Source organism: Paraburkholderia silvatlantica (assembly GCF_003096715.1).
GTDB classification, from domain to species: domain Bacteria; phylum Pseudomonadota; class Gammaproteobacteria; order Burkholderiales; family Burkholderiaceae; genus Paraburkholderia; species Paraburkholderia silvatlantica.
Window position 1 is genome coordinate 73481 of the sequence record NZ_QEOL01000016.1, and the last position, 22499, is coordinate 95979.

Consider the following 22499-nt stretch of genomic DNA (forward strand, 5'->3'; position numbering starts at 1 on the left):
CTGTGTCCAGCTTGCAGAACGAAACAGCGAGTTTGCCGGCGAGCGCCGATCCCGCGGGCGCGCTCGGCCGCCTGGCGCGGGTGCTGACCGGCGACTCGCGCGTGAGCGTGACGTTCGGCGCTGGCGAGCCGCGCGTGGAAGGCGAACGCTTCGTGCTGCCCGCGCCCCTCGCGCGTGACGGCGCGAGTGAAGCCGCACTGCTCGGCGCGCTCGATTTGCTGGCGGCGCGCCATCGCTACAGCGAAGCGGCGCGTCTCGACACGCCGCAAGCCGGCATGACGGGGCGCATTGCGCAGGCGATCGAGGACCGTCGCGTGCTCGCTCGACTCGCGCGGGCGTTTCCCGGCGCGCGACGCTACGCGCAAAGCTGGCGTACGCAGCGCGGCGAGGCAGTCGCCAGACGCTGGCCGAAACTGGCGTGGCGCGAGCGCCTTGCCTGGGCGATCGAGCGTACGCTGTGGGATGAAGCGCCGGGCATGCTGGAGCGCGATGGCGCAGCGCTTGCCGCCGCGCTGCGCGCGATCGACGCCGAGCTAGGCGCGGCCCGCGCGAGCCAGTCGACGCGCGCGAGCCTGAGCGCCGCCGCAGCGATCGTGGCGGGCGTGCGCTCGCTCGCGTCGCGCGGAGCGAACAACATGATGCAGGCCGCGGGCCCGGCCGAAGGGCTCGACGACGACTCGGCGCGGCTCGCGCAGGCGATGGACGAATCCGTCGAGGACGACGGGGTCGAACCGCCGGCCGGCACTGCGCAGCCGGATGACGCCCGTGACGGTGACGACGGCACGTCAGCACGCGCGCGCGCCGCGTCCGATTCCGCCGCTGGCGCTCCGCTTTCCGAAGCGGATGCGCCGCACGCCGCCACGCATCACCGCCCCGCGCCAGGGCGCCCACATCTGTCGATTCCGCTGACCACGGATTACGACGTCGTCACCGATCTTACGGGCCGCGGCGACGCCGCCGCCTGGCGCAGGCTGCGCGCATTGGCGCGCGCGGAGACCGGCGCGCTCAGGATCCAGCTCGAGCGCTTGCTCAAGGCCGACGAACTCACGCACTGGAAGCGCGAGCAGGAGCGCGGCGAGATCGACCGCGCGGCGCTCGCGCGTCTCGCCGCCTCGTGCGGCTACCGCACGCCGTTTCGCGTGGCGCGGCATGCGAGCGGGCGCGACACGGTCGTCACGCTGCTGCTCGACCTGAGCGGCTCGATGGCGGGTCGCAAGATCGAGCTGGCGCGCCTGTGCGCGGCGGCGCTCGCCGATGCGCTCACGCAGCTCGCCTTCGATTCGGAAGTGCTCGGCTACAGCTCGCTCGAAGCGCCGGAATTGCGCGCGCGCTACGAGCGCGCACGCGCGGCCGGCGTCGATCTGCGGGCCTATAACCGCTTCGTCGAGCGGCTGGATCTGCGCGTATTCAAGCGCTTCGACTCACGCGACCTGAGCGGACTCGCGGCCATCGAGTGCGGCCATGAAAACCCCGACGGCGAAGCGCTCGCCTGGGCGGCGGCGCGGCTCGCGCGGCGCAAGGCGCGCCGGCGGCTGCTTTTCGTCCTCTCGGACGGCTATCCTTCGACGAGCGACGGCGACCCGGCTGTGTTGCGCAGCGACCTGCTTGCGCGCGTGCAGGCGGTCAAGGAGCAGGGCATCGAGCTGGTCGGCATCGGCATACTGGACGACGCCGTCGAGGCGTTCTATCCGGATGCCGTGGTGGTGCGCAAGCTGCACGAGCTGCCGGCCACCGCGTTCGCGACGCTGAGCCGCCTGCTCGCGGGCCGGCGGCACTGAAACCGCGCGGGCAACGGCGGCGGCGCTTTCCTTGCCGGACTGGGCACGTTGCGCTAACTTGAGCGGACAGGCGTTGCGCCGCCTGCCAACCCATCCATTGACGAATAGATACAGGTCATGCCAGGCCGCGATTACCGACCCGTGGATTACGACCGCCTCTACTACCGGCTCGATCTCGAGCCGGGGGCGAGCGAGGCGGACATCAAGCATCACTATCGCCATCTCGCGCAGATCCTGCATCCCGACAAATGGCGGCATCCTACCGCCGCCTCGATGCGCTGGGCCGACGACCAGTTCAAGCGCGTCAAGGAGGCGCGCGAGCTGCTCGAGGCGTACTGGTCCGTGCATCATGCGCCGCCGGTGAGCCGCTCCGCGCTAAGCGTCGCGCAGGCCGAGGCGCTGCACGCGCAGATGCAGGCGCTGCTGGCGCAGCGCGAACGCGTGCGCGCCGAACTCGACGGCCTGCGCGCCGAGCGCACGCGTACCCTCGACGAACTCCAGCGCATGCGGACCGAACGCGACTCGCTGCACGGCGAACTCACGGGGCTGCGCGACGAAGCGGATGCCGCGCAGCCACGCGAGCCGCACGCCGCAACCGAGTCTCAAACCGATGACCTGCACGCGCGCTCAGGCGGCGTGCGGGATTTCCTGTTTGCGAAATTCGACGACCCGTCGCGGGGCTGGCTGCTGACGCTCTCCGCCAGCGTGTTCGCGTGCGTCGTGATCTTCGTCGTTGCGCACTGGATCGCGGGCTTGCTGCTCGCGCCCATTGCGCGCTTCGAGCTTGGCCGCTGGCTCACGCATATTCTTCAGTGGGCGCTAGTGGCGGGCGGCGTGGTGCTGACGTTCGGCTGGGGCTGGTCGCAGCGCACGCTTTATCGCGCCGCGCGTGCCGGGCGCGAGCACCCGGTGGCTCTGCCTGCCGATGAAACGCGCCTGCGCGTGAGCGCCGCATTGCGTCATGAGGCGCACTACGGAGCCGAGTGGAGCATCGAATCGTACGAGGCCGCGCCCGACGAAACGCAATTCACGCTGCGTGCGGTCATGCGTTTCTCGCCAGGCTCGCAAACTGGCATACGGCGCCACATGGTGGCGTTCCGCTGCCGGGCGCAGACGACCGGCGCCGCGCAGACGGCGCTCGTGTACGACTTCTCTGTGGCGGCTCCCACGTGGTGGCTCGTACCCGCCGCGCGCGTGGTGCGTGACCTGCGCAAGCGGCTCGACGCCGATCTCGGAGCGCCGCGCTGAAGCGGCAGCGCCATCGCTTTCAGTCGATGATGAAAAGTTTTGCACCCGTGCGGGTGTACGACGGGTGCACCTCGGCGTTGTCGCCCACCTGATAGCTCATGCGGAGCGTGAGGACGCACTTGCGCCCGTCGTCGAGCGTCGTTTCGAATTCGCCTTCGAGGCTGAACAGAATGCGCCCCCTCTTGCACCAGTGATCAGCGAGGTAGCGCGGCGAGTAGTCGACCATGCGCACGCGGATCGGGTTCGGGGGTATCCGTTGATTTTTTCGTCGGGTGCCTCTTACGGCTCGACCGCTTGATCAGGCGGGGGAAAGGCGAGTGCATCGGCGGGAAGCGTCTCGCGATGATCAGTAACGTGTCGGCTGCCATTCGCCAGCCAGTAGACCGTTCCCCTGAAGTCGGGCACTACCCGCCACTGGTCATCGACGATGTCCTATCCTCGATCAGGCGAGATGGTGAGGCAGTGGTTGCGGTAATCGAAGGCAAAGCGCATGCGCTGACCGGGCACAAAGCTCGCCCGTTGCAGCCAGATATCGGCAACCTGCATCCAGGGGATGAAGGCCTGTGTTGAGTTGGTGGTGGTCAGCGGGTCGTATGGGTTGCCGCCCATGCGGCACGCGCTTCGTTTACGGTACTGCGGGACTCCCTTCCTTAACGGCTTCGTTTGCCGGTCGGCTGCGTGGGCGCCGCCGGTGCAGCGGCGAGTTGCGCCCATCGCTTGGCGTCGTGCATGTGCAGGACGCTGGCAATCACGGTCCCGATGGCTTCGCGTTCCTTCGGATCAAGCCTGGAGACGGCTTCGAACTGGAGTTTGAGTCGTTCGTCCGGACCTCGCATCCCGCGGGGGCTATCTCTGGCATGAAAGCGCTGCTCTGATCAATCCGCTTCTGGGAGCGCCTCGGTACAGCATGCGCAGGTTAGCAAACGTGCGCGGCGCGATGCCGCGTCGGCACGCCGGAGAAGCGATGCGGACGAGACGACACAATGTCGCACAAGTGACAGAAATCAGACACAGACCTGACGCAGCACAGGCCCGCGCGCGGGCGTGCTTTTTGTGACTTTTCACAATCACCTTATCCGCTTTCCCAGTTCTCCTGGCGCGGACAAGCCCGTAGCATGGACATGAAACGCGGCACCTCGCACACAAGCCGCGACTTGATTTCATGGAGACGAACGTGTCGAAAGCCCCCTGGCTCGCCAGCTATGGCGAGATCCCTGCCACCATCGATCCCGATCGGCATCTGTCACTTGCGCATATGTTCGACGAAGCGATGCGCGAACATGCGCACCGGCCGGCATTGCGCGCAGGCGGTGCCACGCCGGGCGACGCTTCGCTCAGCTACGCCGACGTCGATCGTCTTTCGCGCAATTTCGCGGCGTATCTGCAGCACGCGGGCGTGAAGAAGGGCGACCGTGTCGCCGTAATGTTGCCGAACCTGCTCGCGTTTCCCATCGCGCTGATCGGCATCGTGCGGGCAGGGGCGGTGCAGGTGAATGTGAATCCGCTCTATACGCCGCGTGAGCTTCAGCACCAGTTGGCTGATTCCGGCGCCCAAACGCTCGTGGTGTTCGACGGTGCGTTGCCGACTTTCGATGCGATCAAGGCGAATACGGCCGTGCGGACCGTGTTGAACGTTGCCGCAAGCGATTGCACAAACGCGAGCGGCGAGCGCGCCGCGCAGCCCGGCTCGTTTGCGGCGGCGCTCGCACAGGGTGCCGGCTTGCCGTTCGAAGCCCCCACGTTGTGCGGCGCCGACCCGCTCTTCCTGCAATACACGGGCGGCACGACCGGGCTTTCCAAGGGCGCGCTGCTCACGCATCGCAACCTCGTCGCCAACGTCGAGCAGTTCAAGACCTTCATGCCGGGCTTCATGAACCCGGGCGAGGAAGTCGTCGTCACCGCGCTGCCGCTTTATCACATCTTTGCGCTCACGGTGAATCTCATCGTCTACTTCTCGATCGGCGCAGAGAACTGGCTCATTGCGAACGCGCGCAATCTCGATGGCGTGATCGACGTGTTCAAGGCCGCGCGTCCTACGAGCTTCATGGGCGTGAATACGCTCTATGCCGGGCTCGTTGCACATCCGCGCATCGGCGAAGTCGATTTTTCGCGCCTGCGGCTCGCGGGCGGTGGCGGCGCGGCGATCATTCCGACGGTGTCAGAACGCTGGCAGGCCATGACGGGCGGTTTCATCCGCGAAGGTTACGGGCTTTCGGAGACGAGCCCGGTGCTGTCGTTCAATCCGGGGAGCGTCGACCGTTTCACGGGTACGACGGGACTGCCGGTGCCCTCCACGGACATCAAGCTGATGAACGACGGCGTCGAAGCCGCGCCGGGCGAGCCGGGCGAGATCTGCGCGAAGGGCCCGCAGGTGATGCACGGCTACTGGAACCAGCCCGAGGCCACGCGCGCCGCCTTTACGGACGATGGCTACTTTCGCACCGGCGACGTGGGCGTGTTCGACGCGCGCGGCTTTCTGCGCATTGTCGATCGCTCGAAGGACATGATCCTCGTTTCGGGCTTCAACGTGTATCCGAATGAAATCGAGGCGGTCGTGACCGCGCTGCCGGGCGTGGCCGAATGCGCGTGCGTGGGCGTGGCCGACGAACGAAGCGGCGAGGCCGTGCGCGTGTTCGTGGTGCCCGCGCGTGAGGCGGTGCTGAGCGAGGCAGCCGTGATCGCGCATTGCCGGGCACAACTCGCGGCGTACAAGGTGCCGCGCGTGGTGAGCTTCGTCGAGGCGCTGCCGAAGTCGACGGTAGGCAAGATCTTGCGGCGGGAACTGCGCGACACGGAGTGAGGCGAGGGCGCGGCGCGCCGCGTCATTCAGCGCGCCGCGCTCTTCGCCCTCTTCGCCGCGAGGCGCCCCTTCTTCTCCGTCTTCTTGCCCGCGTGCTCCGAACCCTGCGTCGCCCCGCGCAGCTTGAGCGCGATATCCAGCCGCGCAATCCAGTGGGCATCGGCGAGCTTCGCGCCCAGCAACGTCTCGATGCGCTCAAGCCGGTAGTCGAGCGTATTCGGATGCACACCTAACGTTTCAGCTGTCTGACGCCGGCGCTGTCCGCTCGCGAACCACGCTTCGAGGGTGGCGATCAGGTCCGCCTCGGTCGCCAGTTGCTCGGCGAGCGAGACGAGATAGCGCAGCACGTTGGTACTGCTGCGCACACTTTCCTCGATGGCAATCGACGAAAAGCGGTGCACGCGCAGGAGGCTGCCCAGTTCGGTGCCGTTGTTGTCGCCGTCGTCGAGCCGGCTGCCGCGAGGCGCAAAGTCCACGGCCTTGAGCGCTTCTTCCACCGAAGCCGCCCAGCCGCGCGCCCCTTCGTTCATGAGCCCGATGCCGATGCTGCGCACGCGGGGTTCGGCACGTGCGAGCGCGGCCGCGCGCTCGGCCACGCGCTGATCGTTGTGCGTCATCGAATCGCCGCGCACGCACGGCAGCCAGAACACGAGCCGCTCGCGGTGCCACGCGCGCACCAGCGCGTCGGGCTTCAGCTCGAAGTGCCGCGCGGCGCTCAGTGCGAAACGGTCGAGTGCATCCTCGCGCACCGAAGGCGCGTGGTCGTGCAAGTCCAGATCGACCGCGAGCGCAATGCGCGGCAGCGTGGCATCGAGGCCGAGCGCCTCGACGGTCTCGCGAAAGCGCGCGGCGTCGTCGGGGGCATGGAACACGAGGTCGTAGAGCTGCTGCAGCAGCGAGCCGCGCCAGCGCGCTTGCTGGTGCTGCTCGTCGAGATAGGCCTCGGCGATGTGCTCGGCCATCGCATCGAAGTAATCGAGCAGATAAGGCGAAATTTCGAACAGCAGTTCGTGCGCGAGCGCCGGGTCGGCCTCGGCGAGCTCCGTGCAGGTGCGCCACAACTCGCGCGCGCCAAGGCGAAACGCGCGCAGCAGCGAGCGCAGCGGCACGTTCTGGTGCACGCGGCGGCGCGCGAACCCCGCTGTCTGGTCCATGACCTCGGCGGCGGGCGGCGTGCCGTCGAGCAGGCACTGGAACCACAGGCCCGCGGAAAACGCGATCGACGAGAAGATATCCTTGCGCGCCGCCGCCGAAAGCGCGCTATAGCCTTCGAGCGAAAGCAGCGTATCGTAGGTGCGCTGAACGGCCTTGGGCTGGGTTTTGACGAGCGTGCGCAGCTTGCTGCGCAGGCGTGGGCTGATGGCGGGAACGGGCAGCGGCACGGTGAGTTGGCGAATTTCGCTCGGGTTAGTTTGGGCGATATCCGCGAGTGTACTCAGCGCCGTGCCACTGCGTCGAGGGGCGAGCGAAACCGGGGGCGGCAAGGCGGCCCCGGTGGTGCATTGGAACAACGATCAGAACAACAGCGCGATGCCGGCCATACCGACGAACTGCGAGCGCGTGGACGAGGGCGTGGAGTTCTGCGAGTCGCCCACGGCCGGGCTCGCGTTGACAATGTTGCCCGCGCCGTTCGCGCCGAGCGTCTGGCCGCCCGCGTGCTGATAGGCCTGCAGCGCATAAAGCGTGGTGCGCTTCGAGAGGTGGTACGACTCCTTGAGCGAGTACTGCTGATAACGCGCCGCGCTCGTGATGCCGTTGGCCTGCGAGGCCAGCGTATAGGCGAAGCCGCCGCCCACGTCGAAGGCCGGCGTGAAGCGATACACGGCGAGCGCCGCCCAGGTGTTGAAGATGGCCGTGTCGTGGAAGATCGACTTGCCGCCCGCAATGTACTGAACGTTCGAATACGACGCGCCGAGAACCAGGTTGCCGATCGTGTAGTTGCCGGCAGCCGCGATGTGCTGGACCGCGCTCGCCGAGACATAGCCTGTGTTCAGCGACGACTTGCCGAAGCTGCCCGTGGAGGCGCTGTCGAATCCGCTTGTCGACTGCGTGTTGTCCATCCGCAGGATGGCCGCGGCGAGGCTCACCGGGCCGGCGGAATAGCGCAGCGCAGCGCTCCACGTCTGGCCCTTGCCGGTGCTGCCCGCAATGCCGCCGAGCGCGTACATGGCGCTGGCCTGCACGCCGTAAAAGATCGGCGAGGTGTAAGTGGCCGAATTGTTGATGCGCACGGTCGTGTCGAGACCGTCGATATCGCCGGGGTGCGCGCCGGTTGCACCGGTGAGCCACGAGCTTCCCGTGAGCGGCCCGACGAACAGGTAATACGGCGTGTACTGACGGCCAGCCGTGAACGTGCCCAGGCTCCGGTTCTGCAGGCCCACGTAGGCCTGGCGATTGAACATCAGTCCGCTCGACGACAGCGCGCCCGTATTGAGGTCGAAGCCGTTCTGCAGGTCGAAGATCGCGAACGTGCCGCCGCCGAGATCTTCCTTGCCCTGCAAGCCGAACTTCGACGCATACAGGTTGCCCTGGCGCAGATACACGTTCGAGTGACCGTTCTGGTTGTTGACGTAGGTGATGGCGTCATCGACGGCGCCGTAAAGCGTGACGCTGCTTTGCGCGAACGCGGGGCTGGCCGCGAGGGCCGCGCTGGCGGCGAGGAACGTGCCAAAACCAAGGCCTGCTTTCTTCATTGTTGAGTGTCTCCGTGTGAGATTTGGACTGCTTATATTTTTCTTTGCTGCGCCGCATGATCTTCGAGTCGATGCGGCGTGCGTACTGCTGCGCGAAGTGACTGCGGTGACTGCGGTTGAATCAATCCTGGGGTTTGCGCGTGCCCTGTGCGGCGAGTGCGCGCTGGCGCGCCTGCGCCGCGAGGCGCACGGCTGCGTTGGGCGCCCCGTAGCCGTCGTAGCCGCCGCGCCGCTCCACGATCTCCAGGAAGAAGCGCTGGTCGAGTGTTTCCGTGTAGGCGTGCAGGAACTCGCCGCCGCGCTCGTCGCGGTCGTAGAGCAGGTTGTGGTTGCGCAGTGCGTCGAGAAGCTCCGGGTCGAGTGCGTGGCGCGCGTCGAGATCGTCGTAGTAATTCGCGGGTACGCGCAGGAGCGGCACGCCGGCCGCCTCGAATTCGGTCACGGCGCGGAAGATGTCGCTGGTGCTGAACGCCACGTGATTCAGGCCGGTGCCGTGGTAGGCGCGTACGGTTTCTGCCGCGGCCGTGTGCTGGTCCACCGAGGCGTTGAGCACGACGCGCAGCCCGCGGTCGCGGCTCATGAGCGCGCGGCTGCGCACGAGCCCGTATGGATCGGGCAGCAGCACGGCGGCCGTCGCTTCGAGCCCGAATGCCGACTTCAGGAACAGTACCCACGAGTCGAACGAGCCGGCAGGCAGGGAAAGGCTCACGTGATCGATGCCCGCAATCGGTCCCACCTCGACGGGACCATCGATATCCGTGAGCGCGAAATCGGCTTCGAAGAGCGTGGGCTGGCCAGGCTCTTCGTTCACGAAATAGTTAAGACTGCCGTCCGGACCCTGGACGGCGGGCACCATGCGCTCGTTCGGACCCACGCGGCCCGAGAACGGCGGGTAGCCGAAGCCCGCGGCGCGTTCGAGCGCCTCGCGCGCATCGTGCACGCGAAACGCCGAGGCGCAAAGCGAGAGCCCATGGCGCTGGAAAAACGCGTTGGCGAACGAGTCGGGCTCGGCGTTGAGCACGATGGCGGCCAAGCCGTGCCGATAGAGCGTCACGTCTTTCGAGCGATGCTGGCCCGCGCGGCGGAAATGCAGCTTTTCGAGCCAGTTCGCCACGTGCGCGCGCGCAGTATCGTCCACGGCGAATTCCAGGAACTGCCACTGCGCGTTTGCGGGCGCGGCACTCGGATGGTAGAGCGCGTTTGCTTCGACATGCTCCGCTTGCAGGGTTTCGCGCGTGAGCGATTCGAGCAGCAGCAGCGAGCGATGACCGTCGGCGGCCGTGGCGGCGGGCGGCGCGCCGCGAAAGCCGTCGTTGAAGATTTCGAGCGAGAGCGGGCCCGTGTAGCCGCTTTTCACCACCTGCGCCGTGAAATCCGCGAGCGCGAAGTCGCCCTGGCCCGGGAAGCAACGATAGTGCCGGCTCCATTCGAGCACGTCCATCCGCATTCTCGGCGCATCGGCGATCTGCACGAAGCCGATGCGCGAGCCCGGAATCGCGGCGATGCCGTCGGGCGCGTCGTCGAGCGAGAGCGTGTGGAAGCTGTCAAGCGCGAGCGTCAGGTTCGCGTGATCGACGGTGTTCACGAGCCGCCACGCATGGCCATAGGTGCGCACGTGGCGCCCCCATGCAAGCGCCTCGTAGCAGATCGTCACGCCCGCTTCTCCGGCGGCTCGCGCGAGCGCGCCAAGCTGTTCGGCGGCGAGGCCGTCGTCGCAGATCGTGTCGGGCGAAACGTTGCTGCACACCAGTAAGCGGTCCGTGCCCAGTTCATGCATTACGTCGAACTTGCGCTTCACGCGTTCGATGTAGCGCACGAGGCGCTCAGGCGCGACGCCCTCGAAATCGCGGAACGGCTGGTACAGCACGATATCGAGGCCGAGATCGCCAGCCATGCGGCGCACGTCGGCGGGCGAGCCTTCGAAATAGAGCAGATCGTTCTCGAAGATCTCGACGGCGTCGAAGCCGGCGGCGCGAATGGCGGCCAACTTTTCGGCGAGCGTGCCGCTGACCGACACCGTGGCGATCGAGCGGCGCAGCGCGCGAGAGAGGGCGTGGAGGGGCTTGGACATGGGCATGGCGAATGGGGCTGACTGCGACTTCGGTGTTGAACAAGGGTCCGGCGCAGCGGCATGGAACGGGCGTTTAACTAACTGGCGCAACGCAGACACACTGCCCGCTGGAGTGGTCGCAGGATACGACAAACTAACTAGTTAGTACAAATTCTGGCAAACCCCAGGTGACCGGCGGACGGCTTCGCGGCACACTTTCGACCATGCGGTGAAACATGCAGCGGTTCTTCAGCATGCGCCGTACCGGCCGTCAAGCTGTTCTGGAGTGTGTGTAATGGGAATGCCTTCGGTGCTGGTCCTGAACGGACCGAACCTGAATCTGCTGGGAACGCGGGAGCCCGCGATCTACGGCGCTGAAACGTTAGATGACGTCGCCAGGCTGTGCCACGAGGCTGCAGCGCGTCTTGGGCTCGAGATCGATTTTCGCCAGTCGAACGCCGAGCATCAGCTAATCGACTGGCTGCATGAAGCACGCACGCGCGTTGACGGCATCGTCATCAATCCGGCTGCCTATACGCATACGTCGGTGGCGATTGCCGATGCGCTTTCCGCCATCGCGAAGCCTGTGATCGAGGTTCATATCTCGAACGTGCACAAGCGCGAGGTGTTCCGGCACCATTCCTTCGTTTCGCCCGTTGCCGAGGCGATCATCGTCGGCTGCGGCACGCAAGGGTATGGGCTCGCGCTGGAGCGCATGGCCACGCTGCTTGCCAGGGAGGCGACGAAATGAGCGCCCGGAACAACGTTAAAACGAATGCGCTGGGCGCGCGCGCAACCGCCAACTCGTTTCTCTGCGGCCTGATCGGCTCGGGCATCGGCGGTTCGCTCACGCCTGCGATGCAGGAGCGGGAAGGCCGCGAACTCGGCTTCAACTATGTGTACCGGCGCATCGACCTCGAAGCGCTGAAGCTCACGCCCGCCGCGCTGCCCGAACTGTTGCTCGCCGCCGAGCGCATGGGTTTCGACGGTTTGAACATCACGTATCCGTGCAAGCAGGCCGTGATCGAACTGCTCGACGAACTCTCCGACGACGCCCGCGCGCTCGGCGCCGTGAACACGGTGTTGTTCCGCGACGGCAGGCGTATCGGCCACAACACCGACTGGTCGGGTTTCGCCCGCGCGTTCCAGCGCGGCCTGCCCGACGTCTCGCTCGAAGCGGTCGTGCAGCTGGGCGCGGGCGGCGCGGGCGCGGCGGTCGCACACGCGGCGCTGCAGATGGGCGCCCAGGCGCTCACGCTGTTTGACGTGGATGCGTCGCGCGCCGGGCCGCTCGCCGGCGAATTGCAGGCGCGCTTCCCGGCGGCCCGCGTGAGCGCGGGCGGCGATCTGCGCGAAGTGCTCCAGCACGCCACGGGCCTCATTCACGCCACGCCCACCGGCATGGCGAAACTGCCCGGCATGCCGCTGCCCGCGGAGTATCTGCACGAGCGGCTGTGGGTGGCGGACATCGTGTATTTCCCGATCCGTACTGCGCTGCTCGAAGCGGCTGAGGCGCGCGGCTGCCGAACGCTGAGCGGCGGCGGCATGGCGGTGTATCAGGCAGTGGATGCGTTCCGGCTGTTCACGGGCGTCGAGCCCGACGCGGAACGCATGTATGCGCATTTGCAGTCCATGCTGGCGGCGGATGCTGCAAGCGCAGGCGAATAACAACGACAGCGGCCCGGAGGGCGTCAGGGTTAAAGCGCTGACATCCGCGACATATCGGAGACAAAGACATGGCACCACCCGTATCGACGGGGCGCGGCGACGCGCCGAACCTTTCCGCAGCCGCGCCCGTCGAGGGCGCCATGCGCCGCTCGAAAGCGCGCTACCGCATCCTCGGCCTGCTGGCCGTCGGCACGATGATCAATTACCTCGACCGCACCGTGCTCGGCATCGCAGCGCCGCAGCTCACCAGGGAACTGGGCATCAACGCGGCGCTCATGGGCCTCGTGTTCTCGGTGTTCTCGTGGAGCTACGTCGTCGCGCAGATTCCTGGCGGCGTGTTCCTCGACCGCTTCGGCAGCAAGTTCACCTACTGGCTGTCGATGACGCTCTGGTCGATGTGCACGCTCGCACAGGGCTTCATCAGCGGGGTGGGCGCGCTGTTCGCGTGCCGCCTCGGTCTCGGCGCCGCGGAGTCGCCGTGCTTTCCGGCCAATAGCCGTGTGGTCGCCACGTGGTTCCCGCAAAGCGAGCGCGCGTTCGCCACGGGCACCTACACGGTGGGCGAGTACATCGGCCTCGCGTTCTTCAGCCCGTTCCTCTTCGCGCTGATGGGCGCCTACGGCTGGCGTTCGCTCTTCTACGTGGTGGGCGGCGTGGGCATTGTGTTCGGCCTCGTGTGGTGGCTCCTGTATCGCGAGCCGCACGAGCACCCCGCAGCCAACCGCGCCGAGCTCGATTACATCGAGGCGGGGGGCGGTCTCGCTCGTCACGAGCGCAAGGCCGACAGGCAAGCCGCTGCCGGGCAGCCGAAAAAGCAGGGCTTCGACTGGCGCATGGCCGGCAAGCTGGTGCGCCGCCGTCAGCTCGCGGGCATCTGCCTCGGGCAGTTCGCGGGCAACTCCACGCTCGTGTTCTTCCTCACGTGGTTCCCCACCTACCTCGCCACCGAGCGCCACATGGGCTGGCTCAAGATCGGCTTCTTCGCGATCATGCCGTTCATTGCCGCGTCGATCGGCGTGATGTCCGGCGGCACCTTCTCCGACTGGATGCTACGCCGCGGCATCTCGGCCAACGTGGCGCGCAAGCTGCCGATCATCGCCGGTCTGCTGCTCGCTTCGACCATCATTCTCGCGAACTTCGTCGAGAGCAACGTAGCCGTGATCGCGATCCTCTCGGTGGCGTTCTTCGCGCAAGGCATGGCCGCGCTCGGCTGGACGCTCGTCTCGGATATCGCGCCGGCCGGCATGCTCGGGCTCACGGGCGGCATCTTCAATCTGGCGGGCATCATCACGCCGCTGGTCGTGGGGCTGATCGTGGGCGCGACGGGCTCGTTCGTCTGGGCGCTCGTGTTCATCGGCGTGATCGCGCTGACCGGCGCGGCTTCGTATATCTTCATCGTGGGCGATATCAAGCGCATCGAACTGTAAGGCTCGCAGGCCGCCTCCGGGAAGCTTTTAGCGTGATAGCGGGGCGCGGCGCCTTCTGGAGGGCCGCACCCCGCGTGCTAGAATCCCCCGCATCCCATCCCTGCTGCGGGCCCAAAAAAACATGGCAAGACCGGCGGCTTCGGCCGAACGCAACGATGCTCAATCCGAAAGCCGGCGCAAGTACGATCCCGAGCAGACCAGGCGCAATATCCTCGAAGTGGCGACGGCCGAATTCTCGGCCATGGGTCTCGCAGGCGCGCGCGTAGACGCGATCGCTGAGCGCACCAACACCACCAAGCGCATGCTGTATTACTACTTCGGCAGCAAGGAAGGGCTGTACGAAGCCGTGCTCGACAAGGTCTACGGCGACATCCGTGCGCTCGAACTGGACCTGCACATCGACGAACTGGACCCTACGGAAGGCCTGCGCCGGCTTGTCGAATTCACCTTCGACTATCACGACCGCCACCGCGACTTCGTGCGCCTCGTCACCATCGAGAACATTCACGGCGCGAAATACATCGAGCGCCTGAAGACCTTCCGCAGCCGCAACGCGAGCGCGATCCGCACGATCGAGGACCTGCTCGCGCGCGGCGTGGCGAGTGGCGCGTTCCGCGACGACATCGATCCCATCGACCTGCACCTGCTCATCAGTTCGATGTGCTTTCACCGCGTGAGCAATCGCCACACGTTCGGCGCGGCGTTCGGGCGCGACCCGTCGCATCCGCGCCTGCGCGCGCGCCATCGCGAGATGGTCGTCGACGCCACGCTGCGCTTCGTCAAGAAGTAAGGCGGGCCCGTCCGCGCGGGCTATTTCCCGCGCCTGCCGATGCGTGACGCATTGGCCGCGGCGCGTCCTCATTCCCGCACGGCGCCGCGCAAGGCTGCCAAAAGGCCCCGGCGAACCCTGCAGATTCATCTCCAAAAGCCCGGCAAGCCCCGTCCTACGTGGCTGACAGCTAGCATCGCTTGTCCCATAAAAGTGCCCAAACGCATTACACTACGGCGGTCCAGGCCGCCGCGCGCGGCCTCGCCCTGCGCAGCCGCGCCCCGCCTTGCCGGCAGGGCGGGCGCGCCGGTCCACGCCACCGGAGAGTCTTTAGCGCAATGAGCACCGCCATGCCCCGTTCCGGCCAAGCCGGCCTGCCTCGACAGACTCGGGGTCGCTACACCCTCGGCACACGCATCGTCCTCAGCTTCGGCTTGCTGTTCGTGCTGATGCTCGCGATGGCCGCCGTCTCCTGGGATCGCCTGCGCTCCATCGACAGCGAGGCGATGAGCCTCACGACCGACTCGGTGCCGGGCCTGTTCTACGCGACCTCGCTGCGCGCGGCGGCCAATCAGACCTACAACCTCGTCGAACGCGCGGCTTTCGTCGATGCCGACGCGGACAGCACGGCGCGCGATCTGTCCGGCCTGCCCGCGGCCATGGCGCAGGTGGAGGAGATCTCGCGGCAGTACGAACGCACGCTTTTCCGTACTGAAGACCGCGAGCGCTTCCAGCGCTTTCGCGACGCCTACGCGCGCTATCTGCCGATAGCGAAAGCGGTAGCGAGCCAGCTGCCCGCTTCGCGCCCGGCCGCGCAGGCCGCGTTCGCGCAGATCGGCCCGGCCTGGCAGGAGGTGCTCGCCACCGCCAACTTGCTCGTCGACGAGAACCGTCAGCAGGCCGACCTGTCCGCGCAGACCATCCGCAACTCGGTCACGGGCACGGAAATCACGCTCGCCACGGCGCTGGGCGTCGTGCTGATTGCCGCGCTCGCCACCGGGTACGCGCTGTATCGCGCGATCACGGTGCCGATGGCGCGGCTCGTGCAGGTGCACGACTCCATGCGCACCGGCAACCTTTCGCAGCGCCTCGCGTTGAACCGCGGCGACGAATTCGGCGTGCTGGAAGACGGCTTCAACCGCATGAGCGACGAACTGGCGAGCCTCGTGGCCCAGGCGCAGAAGTCGTCGTTGCAGGTCACGACCTCGGTGGCCGAAGTGGCCGCGACGTCCAGGGAGCAACAGGCCACCGCGAGCGAGACGGCGGCCACCACGACCGAGATCGGCGCGACCTCGCGCGAGATTTTCGCCACGGCGCGCGACCTCGTGCGCACCATGAGCGAAGTGGCAACGGTGGCCGAGCAGTCGGCCGGACTCGCCAGCACGAGCCAGAGCGGCCTCACGCACATGGAAGACACCATGCGCAGCGTGATGGAGGCGGCGGGCTCGGTGAACGCGAAGCTCGCCATCCTCAACGAGAAGGCAGTGAGCATCAATCAGGTGGTCGCGACGATCACGAAGGTTGCCGACCAGACCAACCTGCTGTCGCTGAACGCGGCGATCGAAGCGGAGAAGGCGGGCGAGTACGGCCGCGGTTTCTCGGTGGTCGCCACCGAAATCCGGCGCCTCGCCGACCAGACGGCGGTCGCGACCTACGACATCGAGCAGACGGTGAAGGAAATCCAGTCGGCGGTCTCGGCGGGCGTGATGGGCATGGACAAGTTCGCGGAAGAAGTGCGGCGTGGCATGCACGACGTGCAAGCCGTGGGCGCGCAGCTTTCGCAGATCATCGGCGCGGTGCAGACGCTCGCGCCGCGCTTCCAGGTCGTGAACGACGGCATGCAGGCGCAGGCCGCGAGCGCCGAGCAGATTACCCAGGCGCTCACGCAGCTGTCCGAAGCCGCCCAGCAGACGGCGGAGTCGCTGCGCCAGTCGTCGCAGGCCATCGACAATCTCACGCTCGTCGCCAACGAACTGCGCACCGGCGTGTCGCGGTTCAGGATCGAGGCGTGACGCGGGAGCGGCGATGCTCTTCCTGGTGTTCGAACTGGACGGCGAGCGTTACGCGCTCGATGCCCGCGAGATCGCGCACGTGCTGCCGCTCGCGCCCGTGCGCGCGTTTCCGGGCACGCCCGCGTACATCGCCGGCGTGATCGATTACGAGGGCGCGCCCGTGCCCGTGGTCGATCTGCCGATGCTCGCGCTCGGGCGCCCCGCGCGCACGCTCATGTCCACGCGGCTCGTGCTCGTGTACGACCGTGCGGACGCCGCTGACCCGGCTTCCTCGCATGCGCCGCCGCGCCATCTCGCGCTGCTGCTCGAAAGCGCGACGCGCACGCAGTCGATCGCGCCCGAGCGCTTTGCCGAAGGCGGCATCGCCACGCCCGAAGCGCGCTGGCTCGGCCCTGTCGCGCGCGATGAGCGCGGTTTCGTGCAGTGGGTGAAAGTCGCCCAGTTGCTCGACGCGCGCGTGCGCGCGCTGCTCTTTCCCGATCCGCCGTCGTGGCAAGGCGCGCCATGAGACCGGCCGACCCGCGCTTCGCCGCCTGGCTGCTCGACGAAACCGGCATCGACGCCGAATCGCTGGGCGCCAACGCGCTCGCTCGCGCGGTGGGCGCACGGGCGGCGGCGACGCTCGAGGTCCAGGCGGATCTGCATCCGGCCGCGACGCGCAAGGACTGGATGAGCGGCGCCGCGCTGCCCGAATGGGCGTACGAAGCGTACTGGCAGCGTCTCACGAGCACACCTGCCGAGCGCCAGGCGCTGATCGACGCGCTCGTCGTGCCCGAGACCTGGTTCTTTCGCGAGCGCGAGGCCTTCGCCGCGCTCGCGCGCCTTGGCGCGAAGCGGCTGGCCGTGCAACCGGGCGACGTGCTGCGCGTGCTGAGCGCGCCGTGCTCGAGCGGCGAGGAGCCATACTCGGCGGCCATGGCGCTGCTCGACGCGGGGCTCGCGCCCGGGCAGTTCGCCATCGACGCAATCGACATCAGCGCGCAGTCCATTGCGGCGGCCGCGCGCGGCGTGTATGGCCGCAATGCGTTTCGCGGCGACGGTCTCGCGTTTCGCGAGCGCTATTTCGAGGCGACGCCGGACGGATGGCGTATCGCCGCGGCGGTGCGGCGCGCCGTGACGTTCGAACGCGCGAACCTGTTCGACTGGCTCGCGCCGCACCCCGTGCGCTACGACTTCATTTTTTGCCGCAACGTGCTGATCTATTTCGACCGCGCCTCGCAGGACCGCGCCATCGACCTGCTGCGTGCGCGCCTGACGGCGGGCGGCATGATCTTCGTCGGACCGGCGGAAACCGGGCTGATGATGCGTCGTGAGATGGTCTCCGCCTATATTCCGCTCGCGTTCGGTTTTCGCGCGCCGGAACCCGGCGCGACGGCGGATCATCATCCGGCGAGCCCGGTGGCGGTACCGCCTGCGCTCACGCCGCTGCCGGTAATTGCCGCGGCGGCAGCGGCGCCCGCATTCGGCAGCGCGCCGGTGTTCGCACCGATGTTCGCACCGCTGGACGCGCCCCTGGCCGCGGCGGCGCGCGCTCCCGCGCCGCCGCGGCTCTCGCTGCGGCCCTTGCACGGTGCGCCTGCTCCGCGCACGGCGGCCGTGGTCAACGCCCATGCGGTCCCCCGCCAGTCCGCCGGTTCCACGCCCGAAGCCGCGCTCGCCGACGCGCGGCGCCTCGCCGACGCCGGCGCGCTCGATGAGGCCGAACGCCTCGCCGCGCAAGCGGCGCAGGCGCTGGCGCAGAACCCGGACACCTGGTACCTGCTGGGCCTGATCGCCGATGCGCAGGGCCGCGCCGCCGTTGCGCTCGCGCATTATCGCAAGGCCATCTATCTGGAGCCTTCGCACTACGAAGCGCTTACGCATCTGGCGGCGCTGCTCGAAGTGCAGGGCGATGCCGAAGGCGCGCGCCGGCTCATGCGCCGTGCGCAGCGCGCAGCGCAGGAAGTCGGCTCGCGCGGCGCAGCGGACGCAGGAGGCTCGCATGCCTGAGCGCGACTTGACAGAGGACCGGGTGCTCGCAGCGCAAACCCACAATGCATGCTGGAAGACCATCGGCACGCTGGGCGACAACTCGTGCCCGCGGCTCGAGGCGTGCGTGCGCTGCCTGAATTGCCCGGTTTTCGAAGAGGCGGCGGCGCGCATGCTCGATCGTCCCGCGCCGCTTGCGTCGTCCGCGCCTGGGCCCGAACGCGTGCCTGACTCTGCCGGCGCGCAGACGCGCCACGAAGGCTCGCTCGTGTTTCGCGTGGGCAGCGAGTGGCTCGCGCTGCCCGCTACCGTGCTGCGCCAGGTGCACGAGGCGCGCGCCATTCACACGCTGCCGCACCGGCGCAGCGCGGCCGTGCTGGGCGTCGTGAACGTGCGCGGCGTGCTTACGCTGGCGGTGTCGCTGGCCGCGCTGCTGCGCATCGATGCCGCGGCGCCCGGCGCACCGTCGCGCGCCGCCACGCCGCGTCTGCTCGTGACCGAATGGGCGGGTGCGACGACGGCGTTTCCGGTCGATGCCGTGGAAGGCGTGGCGAGCTTCGGCGCCGACGCGCTCCTGCCTGCGCCCGCCACGCTCGCGCAGTCGGCCGGGCGGCACGTGCGCGGCGTGACGCACTGGCGCGGGCGTTCGGTGGGCGTGCTCGATGCCGGGGTGCTATTCGATGCGCTTGCAAGGAGTCTGCGATGAGCGACGACGAACTGAGCCGCCGCTCGCTGCTCGACCTCTTCCATGAGGAGGCGGCGGCACAGACGCGGACGCTTTCCGCGGGCCTGCTCGCGCTGGAGTCCGCGCCCGCGGATGCCGCCACGCTCGAAGCCTGCATGCGCGCGACACACTCGCTCAAGGGCGCGGCGCGCATCGTCGGCTTGCCGGAGGCGGTCGAGGTGGCGAGCGCGATGGAGGACTGCTTCGTGGCCGCACAGCGCGGCGAGTTGCACATCGACGCGGCGCGCATCGATGCACTGCTCGTCGGCATCGACTTGCTGACCGCGGCAGGCGACGCCACGGCGGCGCCGCTTGCGCACGAGGCAGTCGAGGCGTTCGTCGCACGCCTGAAGGGCGGGGCGCAGCCCGACTCGGCCGTGAGCGCACCCGGGACCGACGAGCTCGCCGCGCTGGCGGCGTCGCTGCGTCTGCCCGAGCCGCAGCGCGAGGCGGTGACTTCGGACGGCGTCGAGCCCGCACCGTCGGCGCAACCCCCGCAACCCCGTTCGGCCGACGCCGGGCGCGTGCTGCGCGTGCGCGCCGGCACGCTCGACCGCCTGCTCGGCTTCGCGGGCGAAGCGCTCGTGGAGTCGCGCCGCATACGGCCGTTCGCGCAGGGTCTCTTGCGCACGCGCCGCGCGCAGGGCGACGTGCTCGCGGCGCTGGGACAGTTCCAGGAACGCCACGGGGATGCGCTCGACGTCGACGCGCGCGCCGCGCTCGCCGATATCCGCAATGCGGTTGCGTCGCTGGATCGTCAGCTATCCGAACGATTCGACGACCTCGATCGCATCGACCGGCGCGGCACGCAGCTCGCGCAGCGTCTCTACGACGAGGCGCTGCAGTGCCGCATGCGGCCGTTCGGCGACGCGGCGCACACCTATCCGCGCGTGGTCCGCGACCTCGCGCGCTCGCTAGGAAAGCGCGTGCGCTTCACGATTGCCGGCGAGTCGACGCAAGTCGACCGCGACATCCTTGAAATGCTCGACGCGCCGCTCGGCCATCTGCTGCGCAACGCGCTCGATCACGGTATCGAGGACCCCGAAACGAGGCGGCGCGCGGGCAAGCCTGAAGAGGCAAGTCTCACGCTCGAAGCGCGCCATAGCGCCGGCAAGCTGCTGATCGCCGTGGCCGACGACGGCGCAGGCATCGATCTGGACGCACTGCGCGCGAGCATCGTCGCTCGTTCGCTCGCGCAGCCCCAGGCCGTTGCCGCGATGTCCGACGCCGAGCTGTTCGACTTCCTGCTGCTGCCGGGCTTCTCGCTGCGCGACACCGTCACCGATGTGTCGGGGCGCGGCGTAGGCCTCGACGCCGTGCAGAACTTCGCGAAGGCCGTGCGCGGCACGGTGCGTATCGAGAGCGCGGCGGGGCAGGGCACGCGCTTCGTGCTGCAGTTGCCGCTCACGCTTTCGGTCGTGCGCAGCCTGATCGTCGAGGTCGCGGGCGAAGCCTATGCGTTCCCGCTCGCGCACGTGCGCCGCGCGCTCAGCGTGCCGCGCAGCACGATCGAGATGCTCGAAGGCCAGCAGCACATTGCCTTCGAAGGGCGGCCCGTGGGGCTCGTGACGGCGCGCCAGCTGCTCGGCGCGGGCGCCGAAGCGATGACTGCGGAAGACCTGAACGTCGTGCTGGTGGGCAGCGAGGCGGGTCTCTATGGCGTGGCCGTGGACCGTTTCGCGGGCGAGCGCACGCTCGCCGTGCAGCCGCTCGACGCGCGTCTGGGCAGGGTGCGCAACGTCTCGGCGGCGGCGCTGCTCGACGACGGCGAAATCGCGCTGATCGTCGACGTAGAGGACATCGTGACGTCGGTTGGGCGTCTCGTGCGCGAGGGGCAGCTCACGGGCGTGGCGCGCGGCGGCGCGCACGATGGGGCGAGCGCGCGCAAGCGCATTCTCATCGTCGAGGACTCCTTGACGGTGCGGGAGCTGGAGCGCAAGCTGCTCGAAAAACGCGGCTACGACGTCACGGTGGCGGTGGACGGCATGGACGGGTGGAGCACCTTGCGCAACGCGCACTTCGACCTCGTCATCACCGACGTCGACATGCCGCGCATGGACGGCATCGAACTCGTCACGATGATCAAGGGCGACGCGATGCATCGCAACGTGCCGGTGATGATCGTCTCGTACAAGGATCGTGAAGACGACCGGCGGCGCGGGCTCGACGCGGGCGCCGACTACTATCTGACCAAGGGCAGCTTCCACGACGAAGCGCTGCTCGACGCGGTGAACGACCTGATCGGAGAGGCGACGGGATGAAAATCGGTATCGCCAACGACATGCCGCTGGCGGTCGAGGCGCTGCGTCAGGCCATCGCGACGCGGCCGGGCCATCGCGTGCTGTGGGTCGCCGCGAACGGCGAGGATGCCGTGCAGTTCTGCGCGGCGCAGGTGCCCGACGTGATCCTCATGGATCTCGTGATGCCGAAGGTCGACGGCGTGGAGGCCACGCGGCAGATCATGGCGCGCTCGCCGTGCCCCATCCTGATCGTCACGAGCAGCGTGGGCGCGAACGCCTGGCGCGTGTACGAGGCGATGGGCGCCGGCGCGCTCGATGCCGTCGATACCCCCACGCTCGCCGGGCCCGACACGCGCCGCACCATGGACTTGCTGCTCGCGAAGATCGAGCAGATCGGGCGCGTTTCAGGCGCGCCCGATCTCGCCGCGCGCGCGCCGGCGTTCGCGCCTGCCGGCATGCCGAAAGCGCCGCTCGTCGCGATCGGCGCCTCCGCGGGCGGCCCCACCGCCCTCGCCACCGTGCTCGGGGCGCTGCCCGCCGGTTTCGGCGCGGGCATCGTGATCGTGCAGCACGTGGACCAGTCGTTCGCCGCGGGCATGGCCGCCTGGCTCGACGGCCAGACGCCGCTCACGGTGCGCATCGCGCTCGAAGGCGAGCAGCCCCTGCCGGGCTGCGCGCTGCTCGCCGCGACCAACGATCATCTGCGCATGACAGCGGGCGGCAAGCTGGCTTACACTCGCGAGCCGGCCGACACACCCTACCGTCCCTCCGTCGATACGTTCTTTCACAGCCTCGTCGAGTGCTGGACGGGCGAGGCGATCGGCGTGCTGCTCACGGGCATGGGGCGCGACGGCGCCATCGGCCTGAAGGCGATGCGCGCCAAGGGCTGGCACACCATCGCCCAGGACGAGGCGACGAGCGCCGTATACGGCATGCCCAAGGCAGCGGCGGCGCTGTTCGCCGCGCGCGCGATCCTGCCGCTCGACGCCATTGCTCCCGAGCTTGCGAGCCGGGTGACACCACCGCATCAACCTGCTGGCTAGACGCCGGCCACCAAGAGACGCGACCGATATCATGACCGAGAAGCCCACTCCTCCAACCAGCGCAAACGTTGCCGACAGC

At 68.2% G+C, this 22499-nt stretch carries 17 protein-coding genes and 1 pseudogene; 13 read left to right on the forward strand and 5 right to left on the reverse strand.

The features are described from left to right. Positions 1-2: 2 nt before the first annotated feature. The gene (locus tag C7411_RS21175) at positions 3-1778 is read left to right on the forward strand and encodes a cobaltochelatase CobT-related protein (protein WP_243413267.1); all 1776 of its coding nucleotides are present in this window, start codon (positions 3-5) and stop codon (positions 1776-1778) included. 117 nt (positions 1779-1895) lie between these two features. Continuing rightward, complete coding sequence (locus C7411_RS21180) at positions 1896-3026, forward strand: J domain-containing protein (RefSeq protein WP_110386019.1); 1131 nt, start codon at positions 1896-1898, stop codon at positions 3024-3026. 19 nt (positions 3027-3045) lie between these two features. Here C7411_RS21180 and C7411_RS21185 read toward each other — a convergent pair. Together C7411_RS21185 and C7411_RS37590 are read right to left on the reverse strand one after the other, a co-directional pair. Further along, positions 3046-3270 (reverse strand): annotated as a pseudogene (locus C7411_RS21185) (DHCW motif cupin fold protein); the annotation flags it as partial. Between the two features lie 188 nt (positions 3271-3458). Further along, the gene (locus tag C7411_RS37590) at positions 3459-3635 is read right to left on the reverse strand and encodes a hypothetical protein (RefSeq protein ID WP_165822850.1); all 177 of its coding nucleotides are present in this window, start codon (positions 3633-3635) and stop codon (positions 3459-3461) included. Between the two features lie 565 nt (positions 3636-4200). Between C7411_RS37590 and C7411_RS21200 the strand changes: the two genes are divergently transcribed. Further along, on the forward strand, positions 4201-5826 hold the full coding sequence (locus C7411_RS21200; RefSeq protein ID WP_110386116.1) for an AMP-binding protein: 1626 nt from the start codon (positions 4201-4203) through the stop codon (positions 5824-5826). A gap of 26 nt (positions 5827-5852) precedes the next feature. Here C7411_RS21200 and C7411_RS21205 read toward each other — a convergent pair whose 3' ends face one another. The 3 genes from C7411_RS21205 to C7411_RS21215 form a co-directional block, all read right to left on the reverse strand. Next, positions 5853-7310, reverse strand: a complete 1458-nt coding sequence (locus C7411_RS21205; protein ID WP_243413268.1) for a PucR family transcriptional regulator — start codon at positions 7308-7310, stop codon at positions 5853-5855. Between the two features lie 30 nt (positions 7311-7340). After that, positions 7341-8519, reverse strand: a complete 1179-nt coding sequence (locus tag C7411_RS21210) for a porin (protein ID WP_110386021.1) — start codon at positions 8517-8519, stop codon at positions 7341-7343. Between the two features lie 121 nt (positions 8520-8640). After that, positions 8641-10557, reverse strand: coding sequence for a bifunctional sugar phosphate isomerase/epimerase/4-hydroxyphenylpyruvate dioxygenase family protein (locus tag C7411_RS21215; protein ID WP_110386118.1), 1917 nt, complete (start codon positions 10555-10557; stop codon positions 8641-8643). Between the two features lie 307 nt (positions 10558-10864). On the opposite strand from C7411_RS21215, the gene aroQ reads away from it, so the two are divergent. From aroQ to cheB, 10 genes are all read left to right on the forward strand, one after another. Beyond that, a complete protein-coding gene (gene aroQ / locus C7411_RS21220) occupies positions 10865-11320 on the forward strand; it encodes a type II 3-dehydroquinate dehydratase (protein ID WP_110386022.1) in 456 nt (151 codons plus the stop codon). Next, on the forward strand, positions 11317-12237 hold the full coding sequence (locus C7411_RS21225) for a shikimate dehydrogenase (protein ID WP_110386023.1): 921 nt from the start codon (positions 11317-11319) through the stop codon (positions 12235-12237). The genes aroQ and C7411_RS21225 overlap by 4 nt, the downstream gene beginning before the upstream one ends. 140 nt (positions 12238-12377) lie before the next feature. Continuing rightward, a complete protein-coding gene (locus C7411_RS21230) occupies positions 12378-13664 on the forward strand; it encodes an MFS transporter (RefSeq protein WP_243413275.1) in 1287 nt (428 codons plus the stop codon). A gap of 121 nt (positions 13665-13785) precedes the next feature. Beyond that, positions 13786-14454 carry a TetR/AcrR family transcriptional regulator gene (locus C7411_RS21235; RefSeq protein WP_110386025.1) on the forward strand — a complete coding sequence of 223 codons (669 nt, stop codon included), beginning with the start codon at positions 13786-13788 and terminating at the stop codon, positions 14452-14454. Between the two features lie 317 nt (positions 14455-14771). After that, positions 14772-16445, forward strand: a complete 1674-nt coding sequence (locus C7411_RS21240) for a methyl-accepting chemotaxis protein (RefSeq protein ID WP_110386026.1) — start codon at positions 14772-14774, stop codon at positions 16443-16445. 13 nt (positions 16446-16458) lie between these two features. Beyond that, positions 16459-16953 (forward strand): chemotaxis protein CheW, encoded by a 495-nt coding sequence (locus C7411_RS21245; protein ID WP_110386027.1) that lies wholly within the window; start codon positions 16459-16461, stop codon positions 16951-16953. Beyond that, positions 16950-18434: a CheR family methyltransferase gene (locus C7411_RS21250; protein ID WP_110386028.1), complete on the forward strand. Its 1485-nt coding sequence runs from the start codon at positions 16950-16952 to the stop codon at positions 18432-18434. The genes C7411_RS21245 and C7411_RS21250 overlap by 4 nt, the downstream gene beginning before the upstream one ends. Next, on the forward strand, positions 18427-19119 hold the full coding sequence (locus tag C7411_RS21255; RefSeq protein ID WP_110386029.1) for a chemotaxis protein CheW: 693 nt from the start codon (positions 18427-18429) through the stop codon (positions 19117-19119). The genes C7411_RS21250 and C7411_RS21255 overlap by 8 nt, the downstream gene beginning before the upstream one ends. After that, on the forward strand, positions 19116-21398 hold the full coding sequence (locus tag C7411_RS21260) for a hybrid sensor histidine kinase/response regulator (protein WP_110386030.1): 2283 nt from the start codon (positions 19116-19118) through the stop codon (positions 21396-21398). Before C7411_RS21255 ends, C7411_RS21260 begins: the two co-directional genes overlap by 4 nt. Further along, positions 21395-22420: a chemotaxis response regulator protein-glutamate methylesterase gene (gene cheB / locus C7411_RS21265; RefSeq protein WP_110386031.1), complete on the forward strand. Its 1026-nt coding sequence runs from the start codon at positions 21395-21397 to the stop codon at positions 22418-22420. The genes C7411_RS21260 and cheB overlap by 4 nt, the downstream gene beginning before the upstream one ends. The last annotated feature ends 79 nt before the right edge of the window (positions 22421-22499 follow it).